Below are 21,646 nucleotides of genomic sequence, written 5' to 3'. Positions count from 1 at the left end.
TTATAGAAGATTAATCAAGTAAATATAAAAACCGTTTTTAGAGAAGAGACTCTATTGTTTCCCTTATGGTATAATAGATTTATGGATAAAAAATATGAAAAAATCTCCCAAGATTTGGGAGTAACCTTAAAGCAAATTGATACCGTTCTAAGTTTGACGGCTGAAGGGGCGACTATTCCTTTCATCGCGCGTTACCGAAAGGACATGACTGGTAGTTTGGATGAGGTGGCGATTAAGGCCATTATCGACCTGGATAAAAGTCTGACAAATCTCAACGACCGTAAAGAAGCTGTCTTAGCTAAGATTCAAGAACAAGGCAAGCTAACTAAGGAATTGGAAGCAGCTATTTTGGCAGCTGAAAAATTAGCAGACGTTGAAGAACTTTATCTTCCATATAAGGAAAAGCGTCGGACCAAGGCAACCATTGCCCGTGAAGCTGGACTCTTCCCTCTCGCTCGCTTAATTTTGCAAAACGTAACTGACTTAGAGAAAGAGGCTGAGAACTTTGTCTGTGAAGGATTTGCGACTAGTCAAGAAGCCTTGGCTGGAGCAGTTGATATCTTGGTCGAATCCTTATCGGAAGATGTCAATTTACGTGCTATGACTTATCAGGAGGTGCTGAGACACTCTAAACTTACTTCGCAAGTCAAGGATGAAAGTCTTGATGAAAAACAAGTTTTTCAGATTTATTATGATTTTTCAGAGACAGTTGGCAACATGCAGGGCTATCGTACCTTGGCCCTCAATCGTGGGGAAAAACTAGGTATTTTGAAGGTTGGCTTTGAACATGCGACGGACCGTATCTTATCTTTCTTTGCTGCTCGTTTCAAGGTGAAAAATGCCTATATAGATGAAGTGGTTCAACAGTCAGTTAAGAAAAAGGTCTTGCCTGCTATCGAACGACGCATTCGGACAGAATTGACTGAGAAGGCAGAAGAAGGGGCTATCCAACTCTTTTCTGACAATCTGCGCAATCTCCTCTTGGTTGCTCCGCTGAAAGGGCGCGTGGTTCTAGGATTTGACCCTGCCTTTCGTACAGGTGCCAAGCTGGCTGTCGTTGATACAACAGGAAAAATGCTGACGACCCAAGTCATTTATCCTGTTAAACCAGCTTCAGCTCATCAAATCGAAGAAGCCAAGCGAGACTTAGCCGACTTGATTGGTCAGTATGGCGTAGAAATTATTGCTATCGGAAATGGAACGGCCAGTCGGGAAAGTGAAGCCTTTGTGGCGGAAGTTCTGAAAGAGTTTCCAGAAGTCAGCTATGTTATTGTCAATGAAAGTGGAGCTTCTGTCTATTCTGCTAGTGAACTTGCTCGTCAGGAGTTTCCAGAATTAACCGTTGAAAAACGCTCTGCTATCTCTATCGCCCGTCGTTTGCAAGATCCCCTTGCTGAATTGGTTAAAATTGATCCTAAGTCAATTGGTGTCGGTCAATACCAGCACGATGTCAGTCAGAAGAAACTGTCTGAGAGTCTGGACTTTGTCGTCGATACCGTTGTCAACCAAGTTGGTGTCAATGTCAATACAGCCAGCCCAGCTCTTCTCTCCCATGTAGCTGGACTCAATAAAACTATTTCTGAAAATATTGTCAAATACCGTGAGGAAGAAGGGAAAATCACTTCACGCGCCCAAATTAAAAAGGTTCCCCGTCTGGGTGCCAAGGCCTTTGAACAGGCAGCTGGCTTCCTCCGTATCCCAGAAAGCAGCAATATCCTTGATAATACAGGAGTTCACCCAGAAAATTACGCTGCTGTCAAGGAACTCTTCAAACGCTTGGATATCAAGGACTTGAATGAAGAAGCCCAAAGCAAACTCAAGTCCCTTTCAGTCAAGGAAGTGGCGCAAGAACTTGACCTTGGACCAGAAACCCTTAAAGATATCATTGCCGACCTTCTCAAACCAGGTAGAGATTTCCGTGATTCCTTTGATGCTCCTGTACTCCGTCAAGATGTACTGGATATCAAAGACTTGAAAGTCGGCCAGAAGCTGGAAGGTGTGGTACGTAATGTCGTTGACTTCGGTGCCTTCGTTGATATCGGGATTCACGAGGACGGCTTGATTCATATTTCTCATATGAGTCGCAAATTTATCAAACACCCCAGTCAAGTGGTGTCAGTGGGAGATTTGGTAACGGTCTGGGTTAAGAAAATCGATACTGAACGTGAAAAAGTCAACCTGTCGCTTCTCGCTCCAGATGAATCTAACTGAGTATGTTCAGTCTGTTTCCCTCGAAGACTTTGGTAGACCTTTCACCCACCAAGCCCAGTGGAATTCTCGTTTGCGAACGACAGGTGGACGATTTTTTCCAAAGGATGGGCATTTGGATTTTAATCCCAAGGTTTATAATGAACTAGGTTTGGAAGTCTTTCGCAAAATCGTGCGCCATGAACTCTGTCACTATCACCTTTATTTTCAGAAAAAGGGTTATCGCCATAAGGACCGAGAATTTAAGGAACTATTGAAAGAAGTGGATGGACTGCGCTTTGTACCACCTTTGAAAAGTCAGGATAGTTACCTAGTCTATCAGTGCCAATCTTGCCAGCAAATCTATCAACGCAAGAGAAGGATTGACACAAAACGCTATCGCTGTGGCATCTGCCGAGGTAAACTCGTTGTCTTAAATCGGCCTAAGGACTGATGTTCTTGGTCCCGTTTTATGCTATACTATTTGTAAGAATACCGAAAGAGGAAACAATCATGAATACAAAATTTTATAAAATGAGACGAAATCGTATGGTGTCAGGAGTTTTAGCTGGTCTATCAGACAAGTGGAAACTTGATGTAACCCTAGTACGCTTTCTCTTCGCCATTTTTACTGTGGCAAATTTTGGAATCGGTGTGATTATTTACATCATCCTTGCCTCTATCTTGCCAACTAAGGAAGAGATTGAAGCTGAAATGTACGGAACAGGACCACGCAAACGCAAGGAAGCCCAAGCTATTGAAGACAATGATGGCTGGTTTTGGTGAGATTTAATAGGAAGTATTTATTATTTGCACTATGTTACTTAAAAGAAGCAGCATAAATGACTGAAAATCCCTTGTGGTTATTTAGCCACAAGGGATTTTGGTATTTAAGTATATTCTTTTCCATCTTGAGAGAGATGAATTACCTGATCAGCCATTTTCCAGATACTAGGATTGTGAGTTGCGATGATAATTGTTCTATTAGCATTACGAAGTTCAAGGAGAATTTCCATAATTTCCTTGGAATTTTTTGGATCTAGCGAGGCGGTAGGCTCATCGGCTAAAATTAAAGGAGGATTTTTCAGGATAATCTTAGCAAGCGCTACGCGTTGAGCTTCACCACCAGATAATTCATAGATTTTTTGGTTGAGACTTAGATAATCTAGTCTGACAGCTTGTAGTGCTTGAAGAAGAAGTCTCTCTTTTTCTTGTTTCTTGTTCTGTTTTTTGCCAATCAGTCCCAGCTCAAGATTTTCTCGAATGGTCTGACTTTCTAATAGTCCGAAGTTCTGGAAGAGATAACCTAGCTCGTTACGATAGAATTCCTCATTTTTTAGTGAAGTCAAAGACTTTCCTTTGTAAACGATTTCTCCTTTGTCGAAAGTCTCTAGTTTTGCAAGCATATTGAGCAAAGTGGTTTTTCCACAACCACTGTCTCCTATCAAAGCATACACTATACCACTTTGAAAATTCAGATTCAAGTCTGAAAAAATAATACGAGAACCAAATTGTTTCCAAATATGTTGTAATTCAATCATACTATCCTCCTTTGATGATGCTAGCATAGGTTTTAGTTTCCTTTTTATCACAAATTTTTAATAGAAGAATAGCTAAACTTGAAAAGCTGAGAAATAGAAACAGCGTAATCCATAAATTCTTAGAGATATATAGTGCTATACTACTTCCAATGAAGAGAGCTGCTATTTGAGAAGTGATATATCTATTGTGTAATTCAAAGAAATAATAGCCTGCTATTTTTTTCAAGAATATGGTTTTGCGAAGGGCTTCAAAATAGAGCAGATTTAAACTTGTAAACAGCAAAATTGAAGTCAAAATAGCAAACATAGCACTCGCTAAGTTACTAAAAATTTCGATTTTAATTTTTTGATTTAACTGGAGATAGGTTTCCCTAGCAGGCGATAGCCTTGAGACCATATGATCAAGTTGATAGTGTTTCAAAAGTTCTTGTGTTTGGTGGAGGTCTGTAAAATAGAGATATTCTAGATTTGTAAACCAGAAGATGGAGGAAGCCTTGCCAAGTGCTTTAGGAGAAAGCACAAGAAAGATGGGATTTGATAACCATTGATCATAAGCAATATGGGCGGTATTATAGAGAAATACATCATTTTTTTGATTGGTATAAGCTATACTAACTTCGACAGTTTGATTAGACTCGCTACTGTATAATCGGTTGGTTAACTCTTGTTGCAAGGTTGATTTTATATCTTTTTCATTTTTTTGTAGTTCTTCTGGGAGTATGGCAAGAATCTGTCCATCTTTGAGGGTGCTGATTTTTTGAAAGATTTCTGATGATAAGTCCATACCTTCCTTTTTGAAGTAGCTGGGCGTGACGTAGAGAATATTTTTTCCTTCCACACCATAAGGGTTATTTTCAGTTTCATTATGATTTGAGGTAGCTTGCTTAGGAGCTTGCTCAACTAGATTATGTTTAATAAGGAAGGCATTCTCATTATCTATAGCATGCTGAATAAAGTCAAACCATTTATCAGCATTTGTCTGCAGTTCATCTAAATTTTTCATCTGACTGGAACGCCCTGTTTGAAGAGTAACAACATTAGAGCGTTGTTCCCAAGTAGCTTGTCCAGCCTCATTTTTCTCAAGTATATGATAGTAAGTAGACATACGTCCAAATCCTACAATAACCAGTAGAATGGCAAGTACCTGACCAAAGTAGAGAATGCGTAGGATTGACTTGATTGGTAATTTTCCTTTGATGATAGAGAGGAGATGAACTTTTTTCAAAGAAATGGTAAAAAGAAGGGCAATTAGGAGGCTAAGTAAAAAAAGTAGGCTATTGTAAAGAATAAAAAGTATTCCTAAAAAAGTTTGAACGTCATAAGGATATCCTAGGGAAATGAGCAAGATACATGCTATCAGCAAAGCAGGTAGACCAAAAAGAAGGATATCAAGTCCGTCTCTTGCGAGAGAACGAAAGAAGAGATGGCTCAGCCGCTCTCCAGAAATCAATCTAATCCCTGACTGAGAAAGAGATTGAATCTGACCGATAACAATTAAAGCTAAGAAAGTCAGCAAAAAGATTAACATACTGATGAGCTGATCAGGTTGGGTAAACATGGCCAGTACGAAGGATACTCTGTCATTTTCAAATGCATTCGCTTTTTCTAGTCCAAGTTCTTTCAGATGAGTGGCCAATTCTTGACTAGTTAGGGATCCGCTGATAATATTGTAGTTGTTGAGAAGATCGCTCTTGTGAATGCTTTCTTGACTTGCTGGAGGCATCCAGTCTGGGAGTTTCCCATCTCCAAAAACTTCGTAGTAAGTTTGTGATTTTCCATCACTATCTACTTCCCAAATGGTTCTTGCGATAAGACTATTATGTTCTTTTGCAAGACTATTTAATTCTTCTTTAACGGTAGAATAATCTGCTTGCCCACTTAATACTGCTGCACCCGGGAACAGGATTTGTGGAAGAGAGTCTTTCCAAAAGGATAGAGTGGCAATGAGAAAGAAAGTTAAAAGAAGATTGCTGATAAAGAGAAAAACACGTTTCATAGGAACCTCTTTCTAAAAGAGGGGGGCTGGACCTCCCTCCTTATAGCAGTGATACGAATGATAGTTTAGCACTTTTAAAAATAATTATCAGAAAGCTAAATCTTTTACAAGATGTCAAAGAAAGCCTTTTCATAATTTAATTTTACTATTATTTTAAGAATAAAACAAGCAATACCATGACTTCTTATAGTAGCTATTTTCAAAAAAATTCCTCAATCTTACAAAAATGTAAGATTAAAGTCTCTTTTGTAAGGTTAGGTTATGGCAAGCCGCCTTTTTTTGCGATAAACTAGACTCATAAAGAACAAAGGAGCAAAACCATGAAAAGAATCTTACAAAAGAAAACAAGAAAACCAAGTCAAAAAGATATCGAGCGTGTTCAACTGGGATGCGCTATGATGCAAGCACAGTTTCAATTGATGGGATATTAAGAAGGAGAAGATCATGACACTTTTAGATGTAAAACACGTTCAAAAAATCTATAAAACTCGTTTCCAAGGCAACCAAGTAGAGGCCCTCAAAGACATTCACTTTACCGTGGAAAAGGGTGACTACGTTGCCATCATGGGTGAGTCTGGTTCTGGTAAATCAACCTTGCTCAATATCCTAGCTATGCTGGATAAACCAACTCGTGGGCAGGTTTACCTGAATGGAACCGACACAGCAACCATTAAAAATTCACAGGCTTCCAGTTTCCGTCGTGAGAAGTTGGGATTTGTCTTCCAAGATTTTAACTTGCTAGATACCCTGTCTGTTAAGGACAATATCTTGCTTCCGCTAGTTTTATCACGAAAACCCATCACGGAGATGATGAAGAAATTGGTGGTAACAGCTGAAAATTTGGGTATCAACCAATTGCAAGAGAAGTACCCTTACGAGATCTCTGGTGGTCAAAAACAGCGGGTTGCAGTAGCACGCGCCATCATCACTGAACCTGAGATTCTCCTTGCAGATGAGCCAACAGGAGCCCTTGACTCCAAGTCATCTGCAGCTCTTCTCGATGTATTTGATGAAATCAATGAGCGCGGTCAAACCATTCTTATGGTAACTCACTCAACCGCGGCAGCCAGCAGGGCCAAGCGCGTTCTCTTTATCAAGGACGGCATCCTCTACAACCAAATCTACCGTGGAGACAAGACAGAGCGTCAGATGTTCCAAGAAATCTCTGATACCTTGACTGTCATGGCAAGCGAGGTGAATTAGTATGTTCCGATTGACCAATAAGTTAGCGGCGTCCAACTTAATCAAAAACCGCAAACTCTACTATCCCTTTGCTTTAGCTGTTCTCTTAGCTGTGACCATTACTTATCTCTTTTACTCCTTGTCACTCAACCCTAATATTGGCAAGATCCGAGGGGGAGAAACTATCTCTATGACGCTTGCCCTCGGTATGGTAGTTGTTACCATCGCTTCTGGAATTATTGTACTTTATGCCAATAGTTTTGTCATGAAGAACCGCTCCAAGGAGCTGGGTGTATATGGTATGCTGGGGCTTGAAAAGCGCCATTTGATCAGTATGGTTTTTAAGGAGCTTCTTATTTTTGGTTCCTTAACCTTGACAGCTGGTCTCGGCCTAGGAGCTCTCTTTGATAAGCTAATCTTTGCCCTTCTTCTGAAGCTGATGAAAATGAAAGTGGAGCTCGTTTCGACTTTCCAACCAATTGTCTTCATCCTAGTTCTCATCGTCTTTGGAGCTATCTTCCTAGGTCTAATTTTTATCAATGCCTTTCGCATCGCACGCATGAATGCCCTTCAGCTCTCTCGTGAAAAAGCCAGTGGTGAGAAAAAAGGACGTTTCTTAAGTCTTCAAACTATTCTAGGTTTGATTAGTATGGGAGCTGGCTACTACCTAGCAGTCACAGTTGAAAATCCACTTAATGCTGTTCTAATTTTCTTTGTAGCGGTCTTGCTGGTAATCCTTGGTACCTATCTCTTGTTTAATGCAGGGATTACAGTATTCCTACAAATCTTGAAGAAAAACAAACGTTACTATTATCAACCCAACAACATGATTTCCGTATCCAATCTCATCTTCCGTATGAAGAAAAATGCGGTTGGTCTTGCGACGATTGCCATTCTTTCAACCATGGTCTTGGTGACCATGTCTGCTGCAACTAGTATCTTCAAGGCTTCAGAAACCTTCAAGAAATTCATGAATCCACATGATTTTGGAATTTCAGGGCGAAATGTTGAAAAAGAAGATTTAGATAAACTTTTGAGTCAGTATGCTAGCGATAAGGGATTGACTATCACCAAAAAAGAAGTCTTTCGTCACAGTAATTTTGGCATCGAGAGTCAAGATGGAACCAAACTCCGTATCTTTAAAAAGGGGAATAACTTTGTCCAACCGAAAACCATTTTCATGGTCTTTGACCAAAAAGACTATGAAATCATGACTGGTCAAAAACTCTCCCTTTCAGGTAATGAAGTTGGGTTGTTTACCAAGAGTAAGGCACTTCAAGGGCAGAAAGAACTCACTCTAAATGACCAGACTTACACTGTTAAAGAAGAAATTAAAAATGATTTCGTTCTGGAACATGTGCCAAATCAGTTTAACATCCTCACATCTGACTACAATTATCTTGTTGTGCCTAATCTGCAAGCCTTTATTGATCAATATCCGGATTCCTCTCTCTTTGATCAACTTTATGGTGGTATGAATGTAACAGCTAGTGAGGAAGAACAGCTTAAACTCGCTGATGATTTTTCAAAATTCCTTAATAACTTTAATAGAGAATTAAACAAAGAGGGAAGCTATGTATACGGAAGCAATCTGGCTGATAGCAGTGCACAAATCAGTGCCCTCTATGGAGGTGTCTTCTTCATCGGTATCTTCCTCTCTATCATCTTTATGGTGGGAACAGTTCTTGTCATCTACTACAAACAAATCTCTGAGGGCTATGAAGACCGTGAACGTTTCATCATTTTGCAAAAAGTCGGTCTCGATCAAAAGCAAATCAAGCAAACCATTAATAAACAGGTCCTAACTGTTTTCTTCCTCCCATTGCTCTTTGCTTTCCTACATCTTGCCTTTGCCTATCATATGCTTAGTCTCATCCTAAAAGTCATTGGGGTGTTAGATGCGACCATGATGTTGACCGTTACACTTTCCATTTGTGCCATCTTCCTCATTGTCTACGTTTTAATCTTTATGATTACCTCTAGAAGCTATCGCAAGATTGTGCAAATGTAAAAAAAGATACCTCGATATTTGTCGAGGTATTTCTTTTATCTTAGATACTAAAGAGTTGTCCCAAGAGGAAGGTTACACCCATGGTGAGAAGTCCGATACAGAGGTTACGGATCATAGCAGTTTTCGTAGGAGCTTTTCCTAATTTAGCACTGGTATAGCCCGTAATAAGAAGGGAAAGGGCTACGATAAGAACAGTTGCTGGAATACGATAGTCACTTGGAAAGACGGTGATCGAAAGCATAGGAGGAAGACTTCCAAGTACAAAGGCGATAAAGCTAGAGATAGCAGCATGCCAAGGGTTGGTAAACTCTTCGTACTCGATACCGTATTTTTCCTCGACAAGGGCTTTGAGGGGATTTTTTAAAAAGGCCTTGTTGGTCAAGAGTTGAGCGGAAGTTTCACATTCACCGTTTTGAAGATAAGCAGCATAGAGGGATTGTTTTGCAGATTCGATGTCCTTATCCAAGAGCAACTGTTCTCTGGCAACAGCGGCTTCTTCCGTGTCTTTTTGAGTGGATACAGAGACATATTCGCCACCTGCCATAGAAAAAGCACCAGCGAGAATAGCGGCCAATCCTGATAAAAAGATAATCCAGATATTGTTCGTCGCACTAGCAACACCGATAACGACTCCAGCAATGGAAATAATCCCATCATTGGCACCGAGAACACCAGCGCGCAGGATATTGAGTCGTCCTGCAAAGTTTGCATCAATTTCATGTTTCAATTCTGTCATAGTCATCTCCTTTCTTTCCATTATAGAGAAAAGAGGAGGGGAAAACAATCTTTTTAAACTATCTGAAAAAAGTTCTACGATTCTAATTTTTAAGCCCTTTCTAATTTTACCAGAAAATGCTACTTCAAATTCTCAAATATTAAATTTTCTGACAATTTGTTAAAAAACTAAGGAAAGGATGTTATAATGGAACGTAAAATAAATTCAGGCTTCCTGAATCAATAGGAGTAAATAATGAAAAAACTAGGTGTTGTCCTTTTATCTTCTGCTTTGCTATTGACAGCATGTGCAGTCCGTTTTGAAAAATCAACCGAGACAAGTGATTCCTCTAAGGTGACAAGCTTTATCAGATGACAAACAAAAATTGCTTGATAAGGCAACCGCAGATTATAAGACTTTTGTTCAAGGACAAATTGACAAACTCTTAACGGATACAGAAGGCTTTGTCCAGCTTTTAAAAGACGGAAAATTGGAGGAAGCCAAGAAAGCTTATCCACTTGTTCGTATGACTTATGAACGTTCAGAACCAATCGCTGAGAGTTTTGGTGAATCTGATGTTAAGATTGACTTTCGTCTAGCAGACTATGTGGATGAAAATAAGACCGAGGAAGGTTGGTCAGGTTTCCACCGTATCGAGCGTATCCTTTGGGAAGAAAACACAACTAAGGGAACCGAAAGTTACGGTGATCAGCTTGTCAACGATATCAAAGAGTTGAAGGCTAAGGTAGCGACTGTTGAAGTAGATCACAAGATTATGTTGACAGGGGCAGTTGACTTGCTCAATGAAGTAGCAACAAGTAAGATTACTGGTGAAGAGGAAATCTACTCTCATACAGATTTGTACGACTTCCGCGCTAATATCGAGGGAGCTGAAAAGATATTTCAACTCTTTAAACCTTTACTAGAAAAATCAGATGCTGACCTAGTTAAAGAATTAGAAGCTGATTTCAAATCTGTTAATAGCTTGTTGGACAAACATATGACAGACAAGGAACACTACAAACTCTATACAGACTTAACAAAAGAAGACACCAAAGAATTGGCTGAAGCCGTGACGAAACTTGGTGAACCTCTATCACAAATGGGCAAATTTCTTGATGGAGAATAAGCAGTATGACTAAGAAAGACGAAAATTTTTTTGAGAAAAAAATGGACCGTCGAGAATTTCTAAAAAAAGCGGGTATTGGAGGTGCTGGTCTAGCACTTGGTCTCTCTGGTGCCTCCGCTTTTTTAGCGCCTAAGCTAGACAAACAGGAAAAAATCTCGTACGGTAATGAAAAAATTGACTTTTATGGGAAACACCAAGCGGGTATCACGACCCCTATGCAGAAGAATATCTATTTTGTTGTCCTAGATTTGCATACGACAGATAAAGATAAGATTATCCAGTTGTTCAAGGATTGGACGGATTATAGTGCCAAGTTGGTCGAGGGGGAATTGGTTAAAAAAGATGGTCAGAATGCTCTCTTGCCACCTAGTGACACTGGAGAAACAGTGGGTCTAAATCCTCATCGTTTAACGCTAACTTTTGGTGTGTCTGCTAGTTTCCTAAAAAAGATGAATTTGGAGCACAAGCGTCCTCAACTTTTTAGGGATTTTCCACCCTTTCCAAAGGAGCAACTGCGTGAAAAATATACTGGGGGAGATATTGTTATCCAAGCCTGTGCAGATGACGAGCAAGTTGCTTTTCATGCTATTCGAAACCTCATTCGTAAAGGGAGAAATGCAGTTACCCTCCATTGGAGCCAATCTGGATTTGCTGCTATTGGGGATCGTATGGAGACACCACGCAACCTTTTTGGTTTCAAAGATGGAACAGCCAATGTGACCAAAGAAAAGGATTTTGATCGTGTTGTCTGGGCCGACAGCAAGGATTGGATGGAAAACGGCTCCTATATGGCCGTTCGTCGCATCCAGATGTTTCTCGATACCTGGGATCGAACCAATCTTGAAGAGCAAGAAAATACCTTTGGTCGTTATAAGGAAAGTGGCGCCCCTTTTGGGAAGAAGAATGAGTTTGATGAAGTAGATTTGAGTCTTTTACCAGATGATTCGCATGTTCGATTAGCCAAAGAGGTAGAGAAGCCACTCTTACGACGATCTTATTCATACTCGGATGGCATTGATGATAAGACTGGACAATTTGACACGGGTTTACTCTTTATCTCTTTCCAAAAGGATCCAGATCATTTTGTCAAGGTTCAAACCAACCTCGGATCTACAGACAAGATGAATGAGTATGTAACCCACATCGGTAGTGGTCTTTTTGCTTGCTTTGGTGGAGTAGAGAAAGGAGGCTATATTGGTCAGAAATTATTGGAAGACTAGTATTTGTTTTGTTACTTTGTCTTTTCTCTTGTTAGCTATGTCTCCTGTTGGTGCGAAGGAAAGTCTGAGTTCTTATTTTGTAAAGATTACGGATGCTTCTCAGGCTATAAAAAATGGAAATCAGGCAGAAGCCAAGGTCCTAGTTAGAGAAATGGCGACGGATTTTGAAACAGTAGAACATGCTGATTCGAATGCTGGAAAGGTTGTCAAGGAGAAACTTGCTCTGTCAGGGGAGATCAGTGAAGAAAATCTGACACAAATCTCTTCTGCCCTTCTAGCTTTTGAGAAAGAACAAAATCCAATAGATCTAAATGCGGAGAAGGAAAAACTTGTCAGTCGCTTAAGACCACGTTTTGAGACTTTGGATAAGGCAATTTCTTCCAAAAACATAGAGCAAGTCCGAGAAGCCTATAAAAAGATGAATTCAACTTGGATACTCAATGAAAGTGTCGTCCGCGACAACAGTACAACTCATTACGGTCAAGTAGAAACTGCTATCTCTTTCTTACGCAGTAGTATTGAAATGGAGCCGACAGATTATGATGCTATCCAGTCTTCTTTTAATGACTTAAAAACTGCCATTGATAATTTCGTAGCTGGCAAAGAAGTGGCGACAAGTTCCTCCAATCTAAGTCTTAAAGATGGCATTGAGCTTCTCAAAAAAGCCTTGGAAGAATTTAAAGCTGGTAACCCGACGGCAGGGACGGCTACCATGAAAGAGTTTATTACTATATGGCCGACTGTTGAAGGTTCTGTTAGTACGACCAATCCTTCCCTCTACACCCGAGTCGAAAGCGAAAGTCCTGTAATCATGGTCAAGGGTAGTGAGAAGGAATATCAAGAAAAATTAGAAAAACTGATTTCGGATTTATTTCAAATTGACACTAGCGCAAGCTACAACGCTTTTGATGCCATGCTCATTCTCCTACGAGAAGGAGTAGAGGCCCTCTTAATCGTCATGGCCCTAGTCACAACTTTAAAAGCAGCCAAGATGCGCAAAGGACTCAAGTGGGTATACGGTGGAGCACTATCAGGAATAGCTGCGAGTCTAGTGATTGCATTTATACTACAAATTGCCTTTCCTGCAGTAACATCAGGGACCAATCGAGAAATCATCGAAGGAGCTGTTGGTATTTTCGCAGTCGTTATGATGATTTTGATTGGTATCTGGCTTCACAGTAAATCCTCGGTCAAAAAATGGAATGATTTTATGGATAATCAAATGAAAACTGTGACCAAGACAGGTTCATTCATTTCCATGTTTGCTCTTAGTTTTCTAGCTGTTTTCCGTGAAGGGGCAGAGACCATTCTATTTTACGTAGGTATTTTACCGAGAATATCTCGTTTTGAGTTTATTCTAGGTATTTCTCTAGCTTTGTTAGTCTTGCTGATTATTGCATTTCTGATGAACAAGGCGAGTCAATTCTTCCTACCTCATAAGGTCTTCTTCCTACTGACGTGGATGATTTATGCTCTTGCCTTCAAGATGCTTGGAGTTAGTGTACATGCTCTCCAGCTGACAAATATGGCACCCAATCACCTGCTATCAAGTTTTCCTACTATCGACCTCTTGGGCATCTATCCAAGTTGGGAAGGTTTAGGAAGTCAGCTAGTCTTTTTGATAATTGTTTTGGTTGTCACATTGAGACAGGGTGAAAAGTAGATGGATACAAAAGAATTGACAATCGTTGAACATCTGGTAGAATTTAGAAAGAGATTCATTGCTGTTATAGCCTGCTTTTCTATAGTTTTCTGCGGAGCTTTATTGTTTGCTGATCAACTTTATTATTATCTGACTCAGTCCTTTAATCAAAAGTTGATTGTACTAGGTCCAAATGACATTCTGTGGATTTATTTGCGCTTGGCGAGTCTGATGTCCTTTACCATTACGCTACCTTTTACAGTCTATCAGATTTGGAGTTTTATCAAACCAGGATTGAAAACAGAAGAAGCAAGAGCAATCTTTGCCTATATTCCAGCTAGTTTTATTTGCTTTCTACTTGGACTAGCCTTTGGATTCTACTTTGTGACACCAGCCTTACTTCAAGTGCTTTTAGGTCTTGGGGAAGGATTATTTGAAACTCAATTAACGGCTCAGAACTACTTAGCCTTTGTTTTTCAAACAACCCTACCCTTGGGTTTCATCTTTGAATTGCCTGTCATCGTCGCTTTTTTAACGTCGATTGGCTTGATTGAACCAAGGTTCTTAGTTACCTATCGCTGTTATGCATACTTTATTTTATTGGTACTAGCTGTTATCTTGACACCTGCTGATTTTATCAGCGATCTAGCTATGACTGTTCCTTTAATCTCGCTCTATGAGCTTAGTATTGCAATTAGCAAGAGTATTGTAAAGAAAAAAATGAAAGGAGAAAAGAATGGGAATCTTACGTGATATCGGTGCTCCAGGATTGATTATCATCGTTCTAGGTGCACTCTTAATCTTTGGACCAAAACGATTACCAGAACTTGGTGAATCAATCGGTAAAATGCTGTCTGAGTTTAAAAAGGCAGTTAAAGGAGCTGGTGACCAAGATCAGGAAAAGTAATTTATTCCATAATCATAAATAAAAACAAGAAAGTTAGGAACTGTAGCTGTCTAGGTCTAGGTGAGCAATTTCCTAGCTTTTTATTGTATTCTTAAAAATAATTTTAAGGTTTATATTATATTCTAAAGGACTATATATTAACCGAATGTTGAGTAAAAAAATATAGAGGAAAATCTAATTTTATTTCTCAAATAGATAGTTTTCGGTCTTTTCTTCATGATAAGGGCAGATTGTGATATAATAGATAGTAATGAGTTTTTAAGAATAAACAAAGGAGAATATATATGATCTATGCAGGAATTCTAGCCGGAGGAACTGGCACACGCATGGGAATCAGTAATTTACCAAAACAATTCTTGGAGTTGGGTGATCGTCCTATTTTGATCCACACAATTGAAAAATTTGTCTTGGAGCCAAGTATTGAAAAAATTGTAGTTGGAGTTCATGGAGATTGGGTATCACACGCTGAGGACTTGGTTGACAAGTATCTTTCTCTTCACAAGGATCGTATCATCATTACCAAGGGTGGTGCTGATCGCAATAGCAGTATCGAGAAGATTATAGAAGCCATTGACGCCTACCGTCCAATTACTCCAGAAGATATCGTGATTACCCACGACTCTGTTCGTCCATTTATCACGCTTCGCATGATTCAGGACAATATCAAACTCGCCCAAAATCATGATGCGGTTGACACAGTAGTAGAAGCGGTTGATACCATTGTTGAAAGCACTAACGGCCAGTTTATCACGGATATTCCAAATCGTGCTCACCTCTATCAGGGTCAAACACCTCAAACCTTCCGCTGCAAGGATTTCATGGATTTGTATGGTTCCCTATCTGATAAAGAAAAGGAAATCCTGACGGATGCATGTAAGATTTTTGTTATCAAAGGGAAAGACGTTGCCCTAGCTAAAGGGGAATATTCAAACCTTAAAATCACAACTGTGACCGACTTGAAAATCGCGAAAAGCATGATTGAGAAAGACTAAGGCTATGATTAATCAAATTTATCAACTGACCAAACCCAAGTTTATCAATGTAAAATACCAAGAAGAGGACATTGATCAGGAGAATCATATCCTGATTCGTCCAAATTATATGGCAGTTTGTCATGCGGATCAACGTTACTATCAAGGGAAGCGTGATCCAAAGATATTGGCTAAAAAACTTCCTATGGCTATGATTCACGAGTCTTGTGGAACTGTTATTTCAGATCCAACTGGGACCTATGAAATCGGTCAAAAGGTAGTTATGGTCCCAAATCAACCGCCTATGCAGAGTGACAAGGAGTTCTACGAGAACTACATGACAGGAACCTACTTCCTATCTAGTGGTTATGATGGCTTTATGAGAGAATTTGTCTCTCTTCCAAAAGATCGTGTTGTGTCTTATAATGACATTGAGGACACAGTTGCAGCCATTACCGAGTTTGTGAGTGTGGGTATGCATGCTATGGATCGTTTCTTGAATCTCGCCCACAGCAAACGAGAGCGTATCGCAGTTATCGGAGATGGTAGTTTGGCTTTTGTGGTTGCCAATATTATCAATTACACTCTACCAGAAGCAGAGATTATCGTGATTGGTCGCCATTGGGAAAAACTGGAACTCTTCTCTTTTGCAAAAGAGTGCTACATCACGGATAATATTCCCGAGGATCTGACCTTTGATCATGGATTTGAATGTTGTGGTGGTGATGGTACAGGTCCAGCTATCAATGACTTGATTCGTTATATTTACCCACAAGGAACGATCCTCATGATGGGAGTCAGCGAATACAAGGTCAATATCAATACACGAGATGCCCTAGAAAAAGGCTTGCTCTTGGTTGGTTCGTCTCGCTCAGGACGAATTGATTTTGAAAATGCAATTCAGATGATGGAAGTCAAAAAGTTTGCTAATCGTCTGAAGAATATCCTTTATATCGAAGAACCAGTTAGAGAAATCAAGGACATTCACCGTGTCTTTGCCACCGACCTAAATACTGCTTTTAAAACAGTATTTAAGTGGGAAGTGTAGAAGATGGAGGTTATTTGTGGAGAAACTCATCAAAGAAAAAATTTCTTCTTTGCTATCTGAAGAAGAGGAAGTCCTCAGTGTTGAACAACTGGGTGGCATGACGAATCAGAATTATTTGGTTAAAACAACCTCCAAACCCTATATCGTTAAATTTTTCGGAAAAGGAACTGAAAAGCTCATCAACCGTCAAGATGAAAAATACAATCTTGAATTGTTGAAAGATTTGAATCTTGATGTCAAGAATTATCTTTTTGATATTGAGTCAGGAATTAAGGTCAATGAGTACATCGAATCAGCAGTAACTCTTGATTCAACATCAATCAAGTCCAAGTTTGAAAAGATTGCCCCGATTCTACAGACCATTCATGCATCAGGTAAAGAACTAAGAGGGGAATTTGCACCTTTTGAAGAAATCAAAAAATACGAAGCCCTGATTGATGGGAATATCCCTTACGCCAATTATGAAGCTGTAAGAAAAGATGTATTTTCACTAGAGAAAAAATTGGCTGACTTAGGTGTTGACAGAAAGTCTTGTCATATTGATTTGGTACCAGAAAACTTTATCGAGTCACCCCAAGGACGCATGTATTTGATCGACTGGGAATACTCTTCCATGAATGATCCGATGTGGGATTTGGCAGCTCTCTTTTTGGAGTCTGGATTTACAAATCAGGAAGAAGAAGATTTCCTAACCTACTATGAGAGTGACAAAACTCCAGTATCTCGTGAAAAGATTCGAATCTATAAAATTTTGCAAGATACTATCTGGAGTTTGTGGACAGTGTACAAAGAAGCTCAAGGCGCTGACTTTGGAGATTATGGTGTGAGTCGTTACCAAAGAGCTGTTGACGGTTTGACCTATTATGGGGGTTAGGATGAAGAATAAAAATGGTGTTTCTTTCGGTCTGCTCTCAGGGATCTTCTGGGGGCTAGGACTGACAATCAGTGCTTATATCTTTTCAATTTTTACAAATCTTTCCCCCTTTGTGGTGGCAGCGGCACATGACTTCTTGAGTATCTTTATTTTATTAGCTTTTCTCTTGATTAGAGAAGGAAAAGTTCGCTTGTCAATCTTTCTAAATATTCGGAATGTCAGTGTTATTATCGGAGCCTTGCTAGCTGGACCAATAGGAATGCAGGCCAATCTTTATGCGGTTAAGTATATCGGTAGTTCTCTTGCATCTTCAGTATCAGCTATCTATCCAGCAGTTTCTGTTTTACTAGCATTTTTCATTTTGAAACACAAGGTATCTAGGAATACTGTGTTTGGTATTCTGTTGATTATCGCTGGTATTATTGCCCAGACATACAAAGTTGAGCAAGTTAATTCTTTTTATATCGGAATTCTTTGTGCATTAGTTTGTGCCATCGCTTGGGGAAGTGAGAGTGTTCTTAGTTCCTACGCCATGGAAAGTGAATTAAGTGAAATTGAAGCACTATTAATCCGCCAAGTAACCTCATTCTTGTCATATCTTGTCATTGTCCTCTTTTCTCATCATTCATTTGCAGAAGTGGCAGACGGACAATTACTAGGTCTCTTGATTGTCTTTGCAGCATGTAATATGATTTCTTACTTAGCTTACTATATTGCTATCAATCGGCTACAACCAGCAAAAGCAACTGGTTTGAACGTAAGCTATGTCGTTTGGACAGTATTGTTCTCAGCAATGCTTTTAGGAACACCACTCGATATGGTGACCATTATTACATCGCTTGTTGTCATGGCTGGTGTTTATATTATTATTAAAGAATAAAGGAGAATAGCGTGAAAGCAATTATCTTGGCAGCGGGGTTGGGAACTCGTCTGCGTCCTATGACTGAAAATACCCCCAAAGCCTTGGTTAAGGTCAACCAAAAACCTTTGGTAGAATACCAAATCGAGTTTTTGAAAGAGAGAGGAATTGATGAGATTATTATCGTTGTTGGCTACCTCAAAGAACAATTTGACTACCTAAAAGAAAAATATGGTGTTCGTTTAGTCTTCAACGACAAGTATGCTGATTACAACAACTTTTACTCACTTTACCTTGTAAAAGAAGATTTAGCTAACAGCTATGTTATTGATGCGGATAATTATCTTTTCAAAAATATGTTTAGAAATAATCTTGAACGTTCTACCTATTTCAGTGTTTATCGTGAAGACTGTGAAAATGAATGGTTCTTGGTTTATGGTGATGACTATAAAGTTCAAGACATCATCGTTGATAGCAAGGCTGGTCGTATTCTGAGCGGCGTATCATTCTGGGATGCTCCAACTGCAGAAAAGATTGTTGGCTTTATTGACAAAGCCTATGCAAGCGGCGAATTTGTTGATCTCTATTGGGACAATATGGTTAAGGATAATATCAAAGAATTAGATGTGTATGTCGAAGAATTAGAAGGCAACAGCATCTATGAAATCGATAGTGTTAAGGACTATCAAAAGCTAGAAGAAATTTTATCTTCCATTAACTAAATAACATTAGAATTAGTAACAAAAAGACCCATTTTGGTCTTTTTTTGTTTGAAATGCACGAAAATAGAATTTAAAAAGATTGTTTGATAATGATTATAATTAATTAACAAAACACAATCAACAAAAAAGAAACAAAATAAAACAAAAAGTATTGACAACGATTTCATATAGTGTTATACTTATAACGTAAAAGTTAATTGAAAGAAGGGAAACTGTTATGGGATTAGGTCATTTCTTTGACAAAAACCTGGTGTTTTGCTTAGAAGCGGATAATCAAGAACAACTCTTTGATCAGGTAGCAACCTTATTGGAAGAACGAGAAATCGTGACTCCAACTTATCGTGAAGCCTTGATCACGCGTGAAAAGTCATTTCCGACTGGCTTAGATATGGAATTTCTGGGAAAGGACTTGCCAAACGTAGCGATTCCTCATACAGATATTGTTCATAATCTAGCCGAGAAAGTGGTGGTTGTTCGATTAGAAAAACCAGTAACTTTTCACAATATGATTGCTCCTGATAAGGAAGTGGAAGTATCTCTACTCTTCTTTATCATTAACAATTCAAGTTCGAGTCAAACCAACATTCTTGCTCAGTTGATGGACTTCTTTACAGGAAATGCTCACCTAGAAGATTTATCAAATATTTCTGAACCAGAAGCCTTGTATGCCTATATCTCTGAAGCAACAGCTTAAATCGTACATTATAAATAATAAATCGGAGGAAATCCAAATGATCAAAATTCTCGCTGCCTGCGGTGCAGGTGTTAACTCAAGTCACCAAATTAAAAGTGCTCTTGAAGAAGAGCTTTCAAATCGTGGTTACGATGTTCACTGTGATGCAGTTATGGTAAAAGATGTGAATGAAGACCTTATGAAAGGCTACGATATCTTTACACCAATCGCTGCAACAGATCTTGGCTTTGAACCAGGTATTCCAGTTATTGAAGCTGGACCAATCTTGTTCCGTATTCCAGCAATGAGTGCTCCTGTATTTGACAATATTGAGGCAGCTATCAAAGAACACGGACTAAGCTAATTATTATTTTGTAAGATTCCATAAAAATAAAGGGAGGAACTATTATGGATGTCATTATCGAACTAGCCAATAAGATTTTCAAGCCAGTCTTGGAAATGGGTGGTCCTATCATCATGCTGATCATCTTGACAGTATTGGCTCTACTTTTTGGAGTGAAATTCTCCAAAGCGCTTGAAGGTGGTATCAAACTTGCCATCGCTCTTACTGGTATCGGTGCTATCATCGGTATGCTCAACGGAGCTTTCTCAGCATCTCTTGCGAAATTCGTTGAAAACACTGGTATTCAATTGAACATCACTGACGTTGGTTGGGCACCACTTGCTACGATCACTTGGGGTTCTGCATGGACACTTTACTTCTTGCTTGTGATGTTGATTGTCAACGTTGTGATGCTTGCAATGAAGAAAACGGACACACTTGATGTCGATATCTTCGATATCTGGCACTTGTCAATCACTGGTCTTCTGATCAAATGGTACGCAGACAACAATGGTGTTAGCCAAGGGGTTTCACTTTTCATCGCAACTGCAGCAGTTGTCCTTGTAGGTGTTTTGAAAATCATCAACTCTGACTTGATGAAACCAACATTCGACGACCTTCTTAATGCACCAAGTTCATCACCAATGACTTCAACTCACATGAACTACATGATGAACCCAGTTATCATGGTCTTGGATAAGATCTTTGATAAAGTATTACCAGGTCTTGATAAATACGACTTTGACGCTGCAAAATTGAACAAGAAAATCGGTTTCTGGGGATCTAAATTCTTCATCGGTTTCATTCTTGGTATCGTTATTGGTTTGATGGGAACTCCACACCCAGTTGCAGGTGTAGAAGGAGCTGATAAATGGGAACTTGTTATTAAAGGTTGGTTGAGCCTTGGTTTGACTGCCGGTGTCTGCTTGGAGCTCTTCTCACTTATCGGATCTTGGTTCATCGCAGCCGTGGAACCACTTTCACAAGGTATTACAAACGTTGCTACTAAACGTCTTCAAGGGCGTAAATTCAACATCGGTCTTGACTGGCCTTTCATCGCTGGTCGTGCTGAAATCTGGGCTTGTGCCAACGTACTTGCTCCAATCATGCTAGTAGAAGCTGTGCTTCTTTCTAATGTCGGTAATGGTATCTTGCCACTTGCTGGTATCATTGCTATGGGTGTGACTCCAGCTCTCTTGGTTGTTACACGTGGTAAATTGCTCCGTATGATCATCTTCGGAACACTCTTGTTGCCACTTTTCCTTCTTTCAGGTACTCTTATCGCTCCATTTGCAACTGAACTTGCGAAAGGTGTAGGTGCTTTCCCAGAAGGTGTGAGCCAAACTCAATTGATCACTCACTCAACTCTTGAAGGACCAATCGAAAAACTATTTGGTTGGGCAATTGGTAATGCTACAACAGGTGATATCAAAGCAATCCTTGGTGCAGCAGCCTTCCTTGTATTCTATGTAGGTATCTTTGCTTGGTATAGAAAACAAATGATCAAACGTAACGAAGAATACGCAGCAAATGCTAAATAATTCGCTCCTATAAAATGTAAATTGTGAAAACTAGGTTGTTAATTTCCTACATTGGGAGTGGCAACCTAGTTTTTTATATAAAAAT

20 protein-coding genes and 1 pseudogene are annotated in these 21,646 nt (G+C 39.4%); 18 read left to right on the top strand and 3 right to left on the bottom strand.

The window, feature by feature from the left end:
• Positions 1–81: 81 nt before the first annotated feature.
• The 3 genes from HMPREF9965_RS08455 to HMPREF9965_RS08445 are packed head-to-tail and all read left to right on the top strand — an operon-like array spanning position 82 to position 2,973.
• On the top strand, positions 82–2,211 hold the full coding sequence (locus HMPREF9965_RS08455) for a Tex family protein (RefSeq protein ID WP_000359112.1): 2,130 nt from the start codon (positions 82–84) through the stop codon (positions 2,209–2,211).
• Positions 2,198–2,641, top strand: a complete 444-nt coding sequence (locus tag HMPREF9965_RS08450; RefSeq protein WP_001054540.1) for a SprT family protein — start codon at positions 2,198–2,200, stop codon at positions 2,639–2,641. The genes HMPREF9965_RS08455 and HMPREF9965_RS08450 overlap by 14 nt, the downstream gene beginning before the upstream one ends.
• Before the next feature lie 59 nt (positions 2,642–2,700).
• Positions 2,701–2,973, top strand: a complete 273-nt coding sequence (locus tag HMPREF9965_RS08445; protein WP_001092790.1) for a PspC domain-containing protein — start codon at positions 2,701–2,703, stop codon at positions 2,971–2,973.
• Positions 2,974–3,077: 104 nt separating this feature from the next.
• On the opposite strand, the gene HMPREF9965_RS08440 is transcribed toward HMPREF9965_RS08445, so the two are convergent.
• Both HMPREF9965_RS08440 and HMPREF9965_RS08435 read right to left on the bottom strand, forming a co-directional pair.
• On the bottom strand, positions 3,078–3,728 hold the full coding sequence (locus tag HMPREF9965_RS08440) for an ABC transporter ATP-binding protein (protein WP_000571611.1): 651 nt from the start codon (positions 3,726–3,728) through the stop codon (positions 3,078–3,080).
• Between the two features lies 1 nt (position 3,729).
• Positions 3,730–5,724 (bottom strand): DUF1430 domain-containing protein, encoded by a 1,995-nt coding sequence (locus HMPREF9965_RS08435; protein WP_000832035.1) that lies wholly within the window; start codon positions 5,722–5,724, stop codon positions 3,730–3,732.
• Positions 5,725–6,168: 444 nt separating this feature from the next.
• On the opposite strand from HMPREF9965_RS08435, the gene HMPREF9965_RS08430 reads away from it, so the two are divergent.
• Together HMPREF9965_RS08430 and HMPREF9965_RS08425 are read left to right on the top strand one after the other, a co-directional pair.
• Positions 6,169–6,927 (top strand): ABC transporter ATP-binding protein, encoded by a 759-nt coding sequence (locus tag HMPREF9965_RS08430; protein ID WP_000173369.1) that lies wholly within the window; start codon positions 6,169–6,171, stop codon positions 6,925–6,927.
• A gap of 1 nt (position 6,928) precedes the next feature.
• Positions 6,929–8,917, top strand: coding sequence for an FtsX-like permease family protein (locus HMPREF9965_RS08425; protein WP_000489333.1), 1,989 nt, complete (start codon positions 6,929–6,931; stop codon positions 8,915–8,917).
• 40 nt (positions 8,918–8,957) lie between these two features.
• Here HMPREF9965_RS08425 and HMPREF9965_RS08420 read toward each other — a convergent pair whose 3' ends face one another.
• Entirely contained in the window at positions 8,958–9,653 is a 696-nt protein-coding gene (locus HMPREF9965_RS08420) for a VIT1/CCC1 transporter family protein (protein WP_000137594.1), read from the bottom strand.
• 358 nt (positions 9,654–10,011) lie between these two features.
• Between HMPREF9965_RS08420 and efeO the strand changes: the two are divergent.
• The 13 genes and pseudogenes from efeO to HMPREF9965_RS08355 form a co-directional block, all read left to right on the top strand.
• Positions 10,012–10,761 (top strand): annotated as a pseudogene (gene efeO / locus HMPREF9965_RS08415) (iron uptake system protein EfeO); the annotation flags it as partial.
• Positions 10,762–10,766: 5 nt separating this feature from the next.
• Entirely contained in the window at positions 10,767–11,981 is a 1,215-nt protein-coding gene (gene efeB / locus HMPREF9965_RS08410; RefSeq protein ID WP_000161917.1) for an iron uptake transporter deferrochelatase/peroxidase subunit, read from the top strand.
• Positions 11,956–13,644 carry an FTR1 family iron permease gene (locus tag HMPREF9965_RS08405; protein ID WP_000252113.1) on the top strand — a complete coding sequence of 563 codons (1,689 nt, stop codon included), beginning with the start codon at positions 11,956–11,958 and terminating at the stop codon, positions 13,642–13,644. Before efeB ends, HMPREF9965_RS08405 begins: the two co-directional genes overlap by 26 nt.
• Positions 13,645–14,376, top strand: coding sequence for a twin-arginine translocase subunit TatC (gene tatC, locus HMPREF9965_RS08400; protein ID WP_000379848.1), 732 nt, complete (start codon positions 13,645–13,647; stop codon positions 14,374–14,376). It begins immediately after the preceding gene.
• Entirely contained in the window at positions 14,360–14,530 is a 171-nt protein-coding gene (locus HMPREF9965_RS08395; RefSeq protein WP_000512108.1) for a twin-arginine translocase TatA/TatE family subunit, read from the top strand. The genes tatC and HMPREF9965_RS08395 overlap by 17 nt, the downstream gene beginning before the upstream one ends.
• A 284-nt stretch (positions 14,531–14,814) precedes the next feature.
• A complete protein-coding gene (locus HMPREF9965_RS08390) occupies positions 14,815–15,522 on the top strand; it encodes an IspD/TarI family cytidylyltransferase (RefSeq protein WP_000638510.1) in 708 nt (235 codons plus the stop codon).
• 4 nt (positions 15,523–15,526) lie between these two features.
• Positions 15,527–16,549, top strand: a complete 1,023-nt coding sequence (locus HMPREF9965_RS08385; protein ID WP_000609899.1) for a ribitol-5-phosphate dehydrogenase — start codon at positions 15,527–15,529, stop codon at positions 16,547–16,549.
• A 16-nt stretch (positions 16,550–16,565) separates the two neighbouring features.
• The gene (locus HMPREF9965_RS08380) at positions 16,566–17,423 is read left to right on the top strand and encodes a phosphotransferase family protein (protein WP_000413089.1); all 858 of its coding nucleotides are present in this window, start codon (positions 16,566–16,568) and stop codon (positions 17,421–17,423) included.
• 1 nt (position 17,424) lies between these two features.
• Positions 17,425–18,303: a DMT family transporter gene (locus HMPREF9965_RS08375; RefSeq protein WP_000791834.1), complete on the top strand. Its 879-nt coding sequence runs from the start codon at positions 17,425–17,427 to the stop codon at positions 18,301–18,303.
• An 11-nt stretch (positions 18,304–18,314) separates the two neighbouring features.
• Complete coding sequence (locus HMPREF9965_RS08370; protein ID WP_000643953.1) at positions 18,315–19,004, top strand: sugar phosphate nucleotidyltransferase; 690 nt, start codon at positions 18,315–18,317, stop codon at positions 19,002–19,004.
• Between the two features lie 217 nt (positions 19,005–19,221).
• Positions 19,222–19,698: a PTS sugar transporter subunit IIA gene (locus HMPREF9965_RS08365; RefSeq protein ID WP_000522766.1), complete on the top strand. Its 477-nt coding sequence runs from the start codon at positions 19,222–19,224 to the stop codon at positions 19,696–19,698.
• A 37-nt stretch (positions 19,699–19,735) separates the two neighbouring features.
• On the top strand, positions 19,736–20,041 hold the full coding sequence (locus HMPREF9965_RS08360) for a PTS sugar transporter subunit IIB (protein WP_000590563.1): 306 nt from the start codon (positions 19,736–19,738) through the stop codon (positions 20,039–20,041).
• Positions 20,042–20,085: 44 nt separating this feature from the next.
• Positions 20,086–21,561 carry a PTS galactitol transporter subunit IIC gene (locus tag HMPREF9965_RS08355; protein WP_000382509.1) on the top strand — a complete coding sequence of 492 codons (1,476 nt, stop codon included), beginning with the start codon at positions 20,086–20,088 and terminating at the stop codon, positions 21,559–21,561.
• The last annotated feature ends 85 nt before the right edge of the window (positions 21,562–21,646 follow it).

The sequence above is a fragment of the Streptococcus mitis bv. 2 str. SK95 genome (assembly GCF_000222705.1).
GTDB classification, from domain to species: Bacteria; Bacillota; Bacilli; order Lactobacillales; family Streptococcaceae; genus Streptococcus; species Streptococcus mitis_AY.
This window is presented reverse-complemented; position numbering and strand designations above follow the sequence as displayed.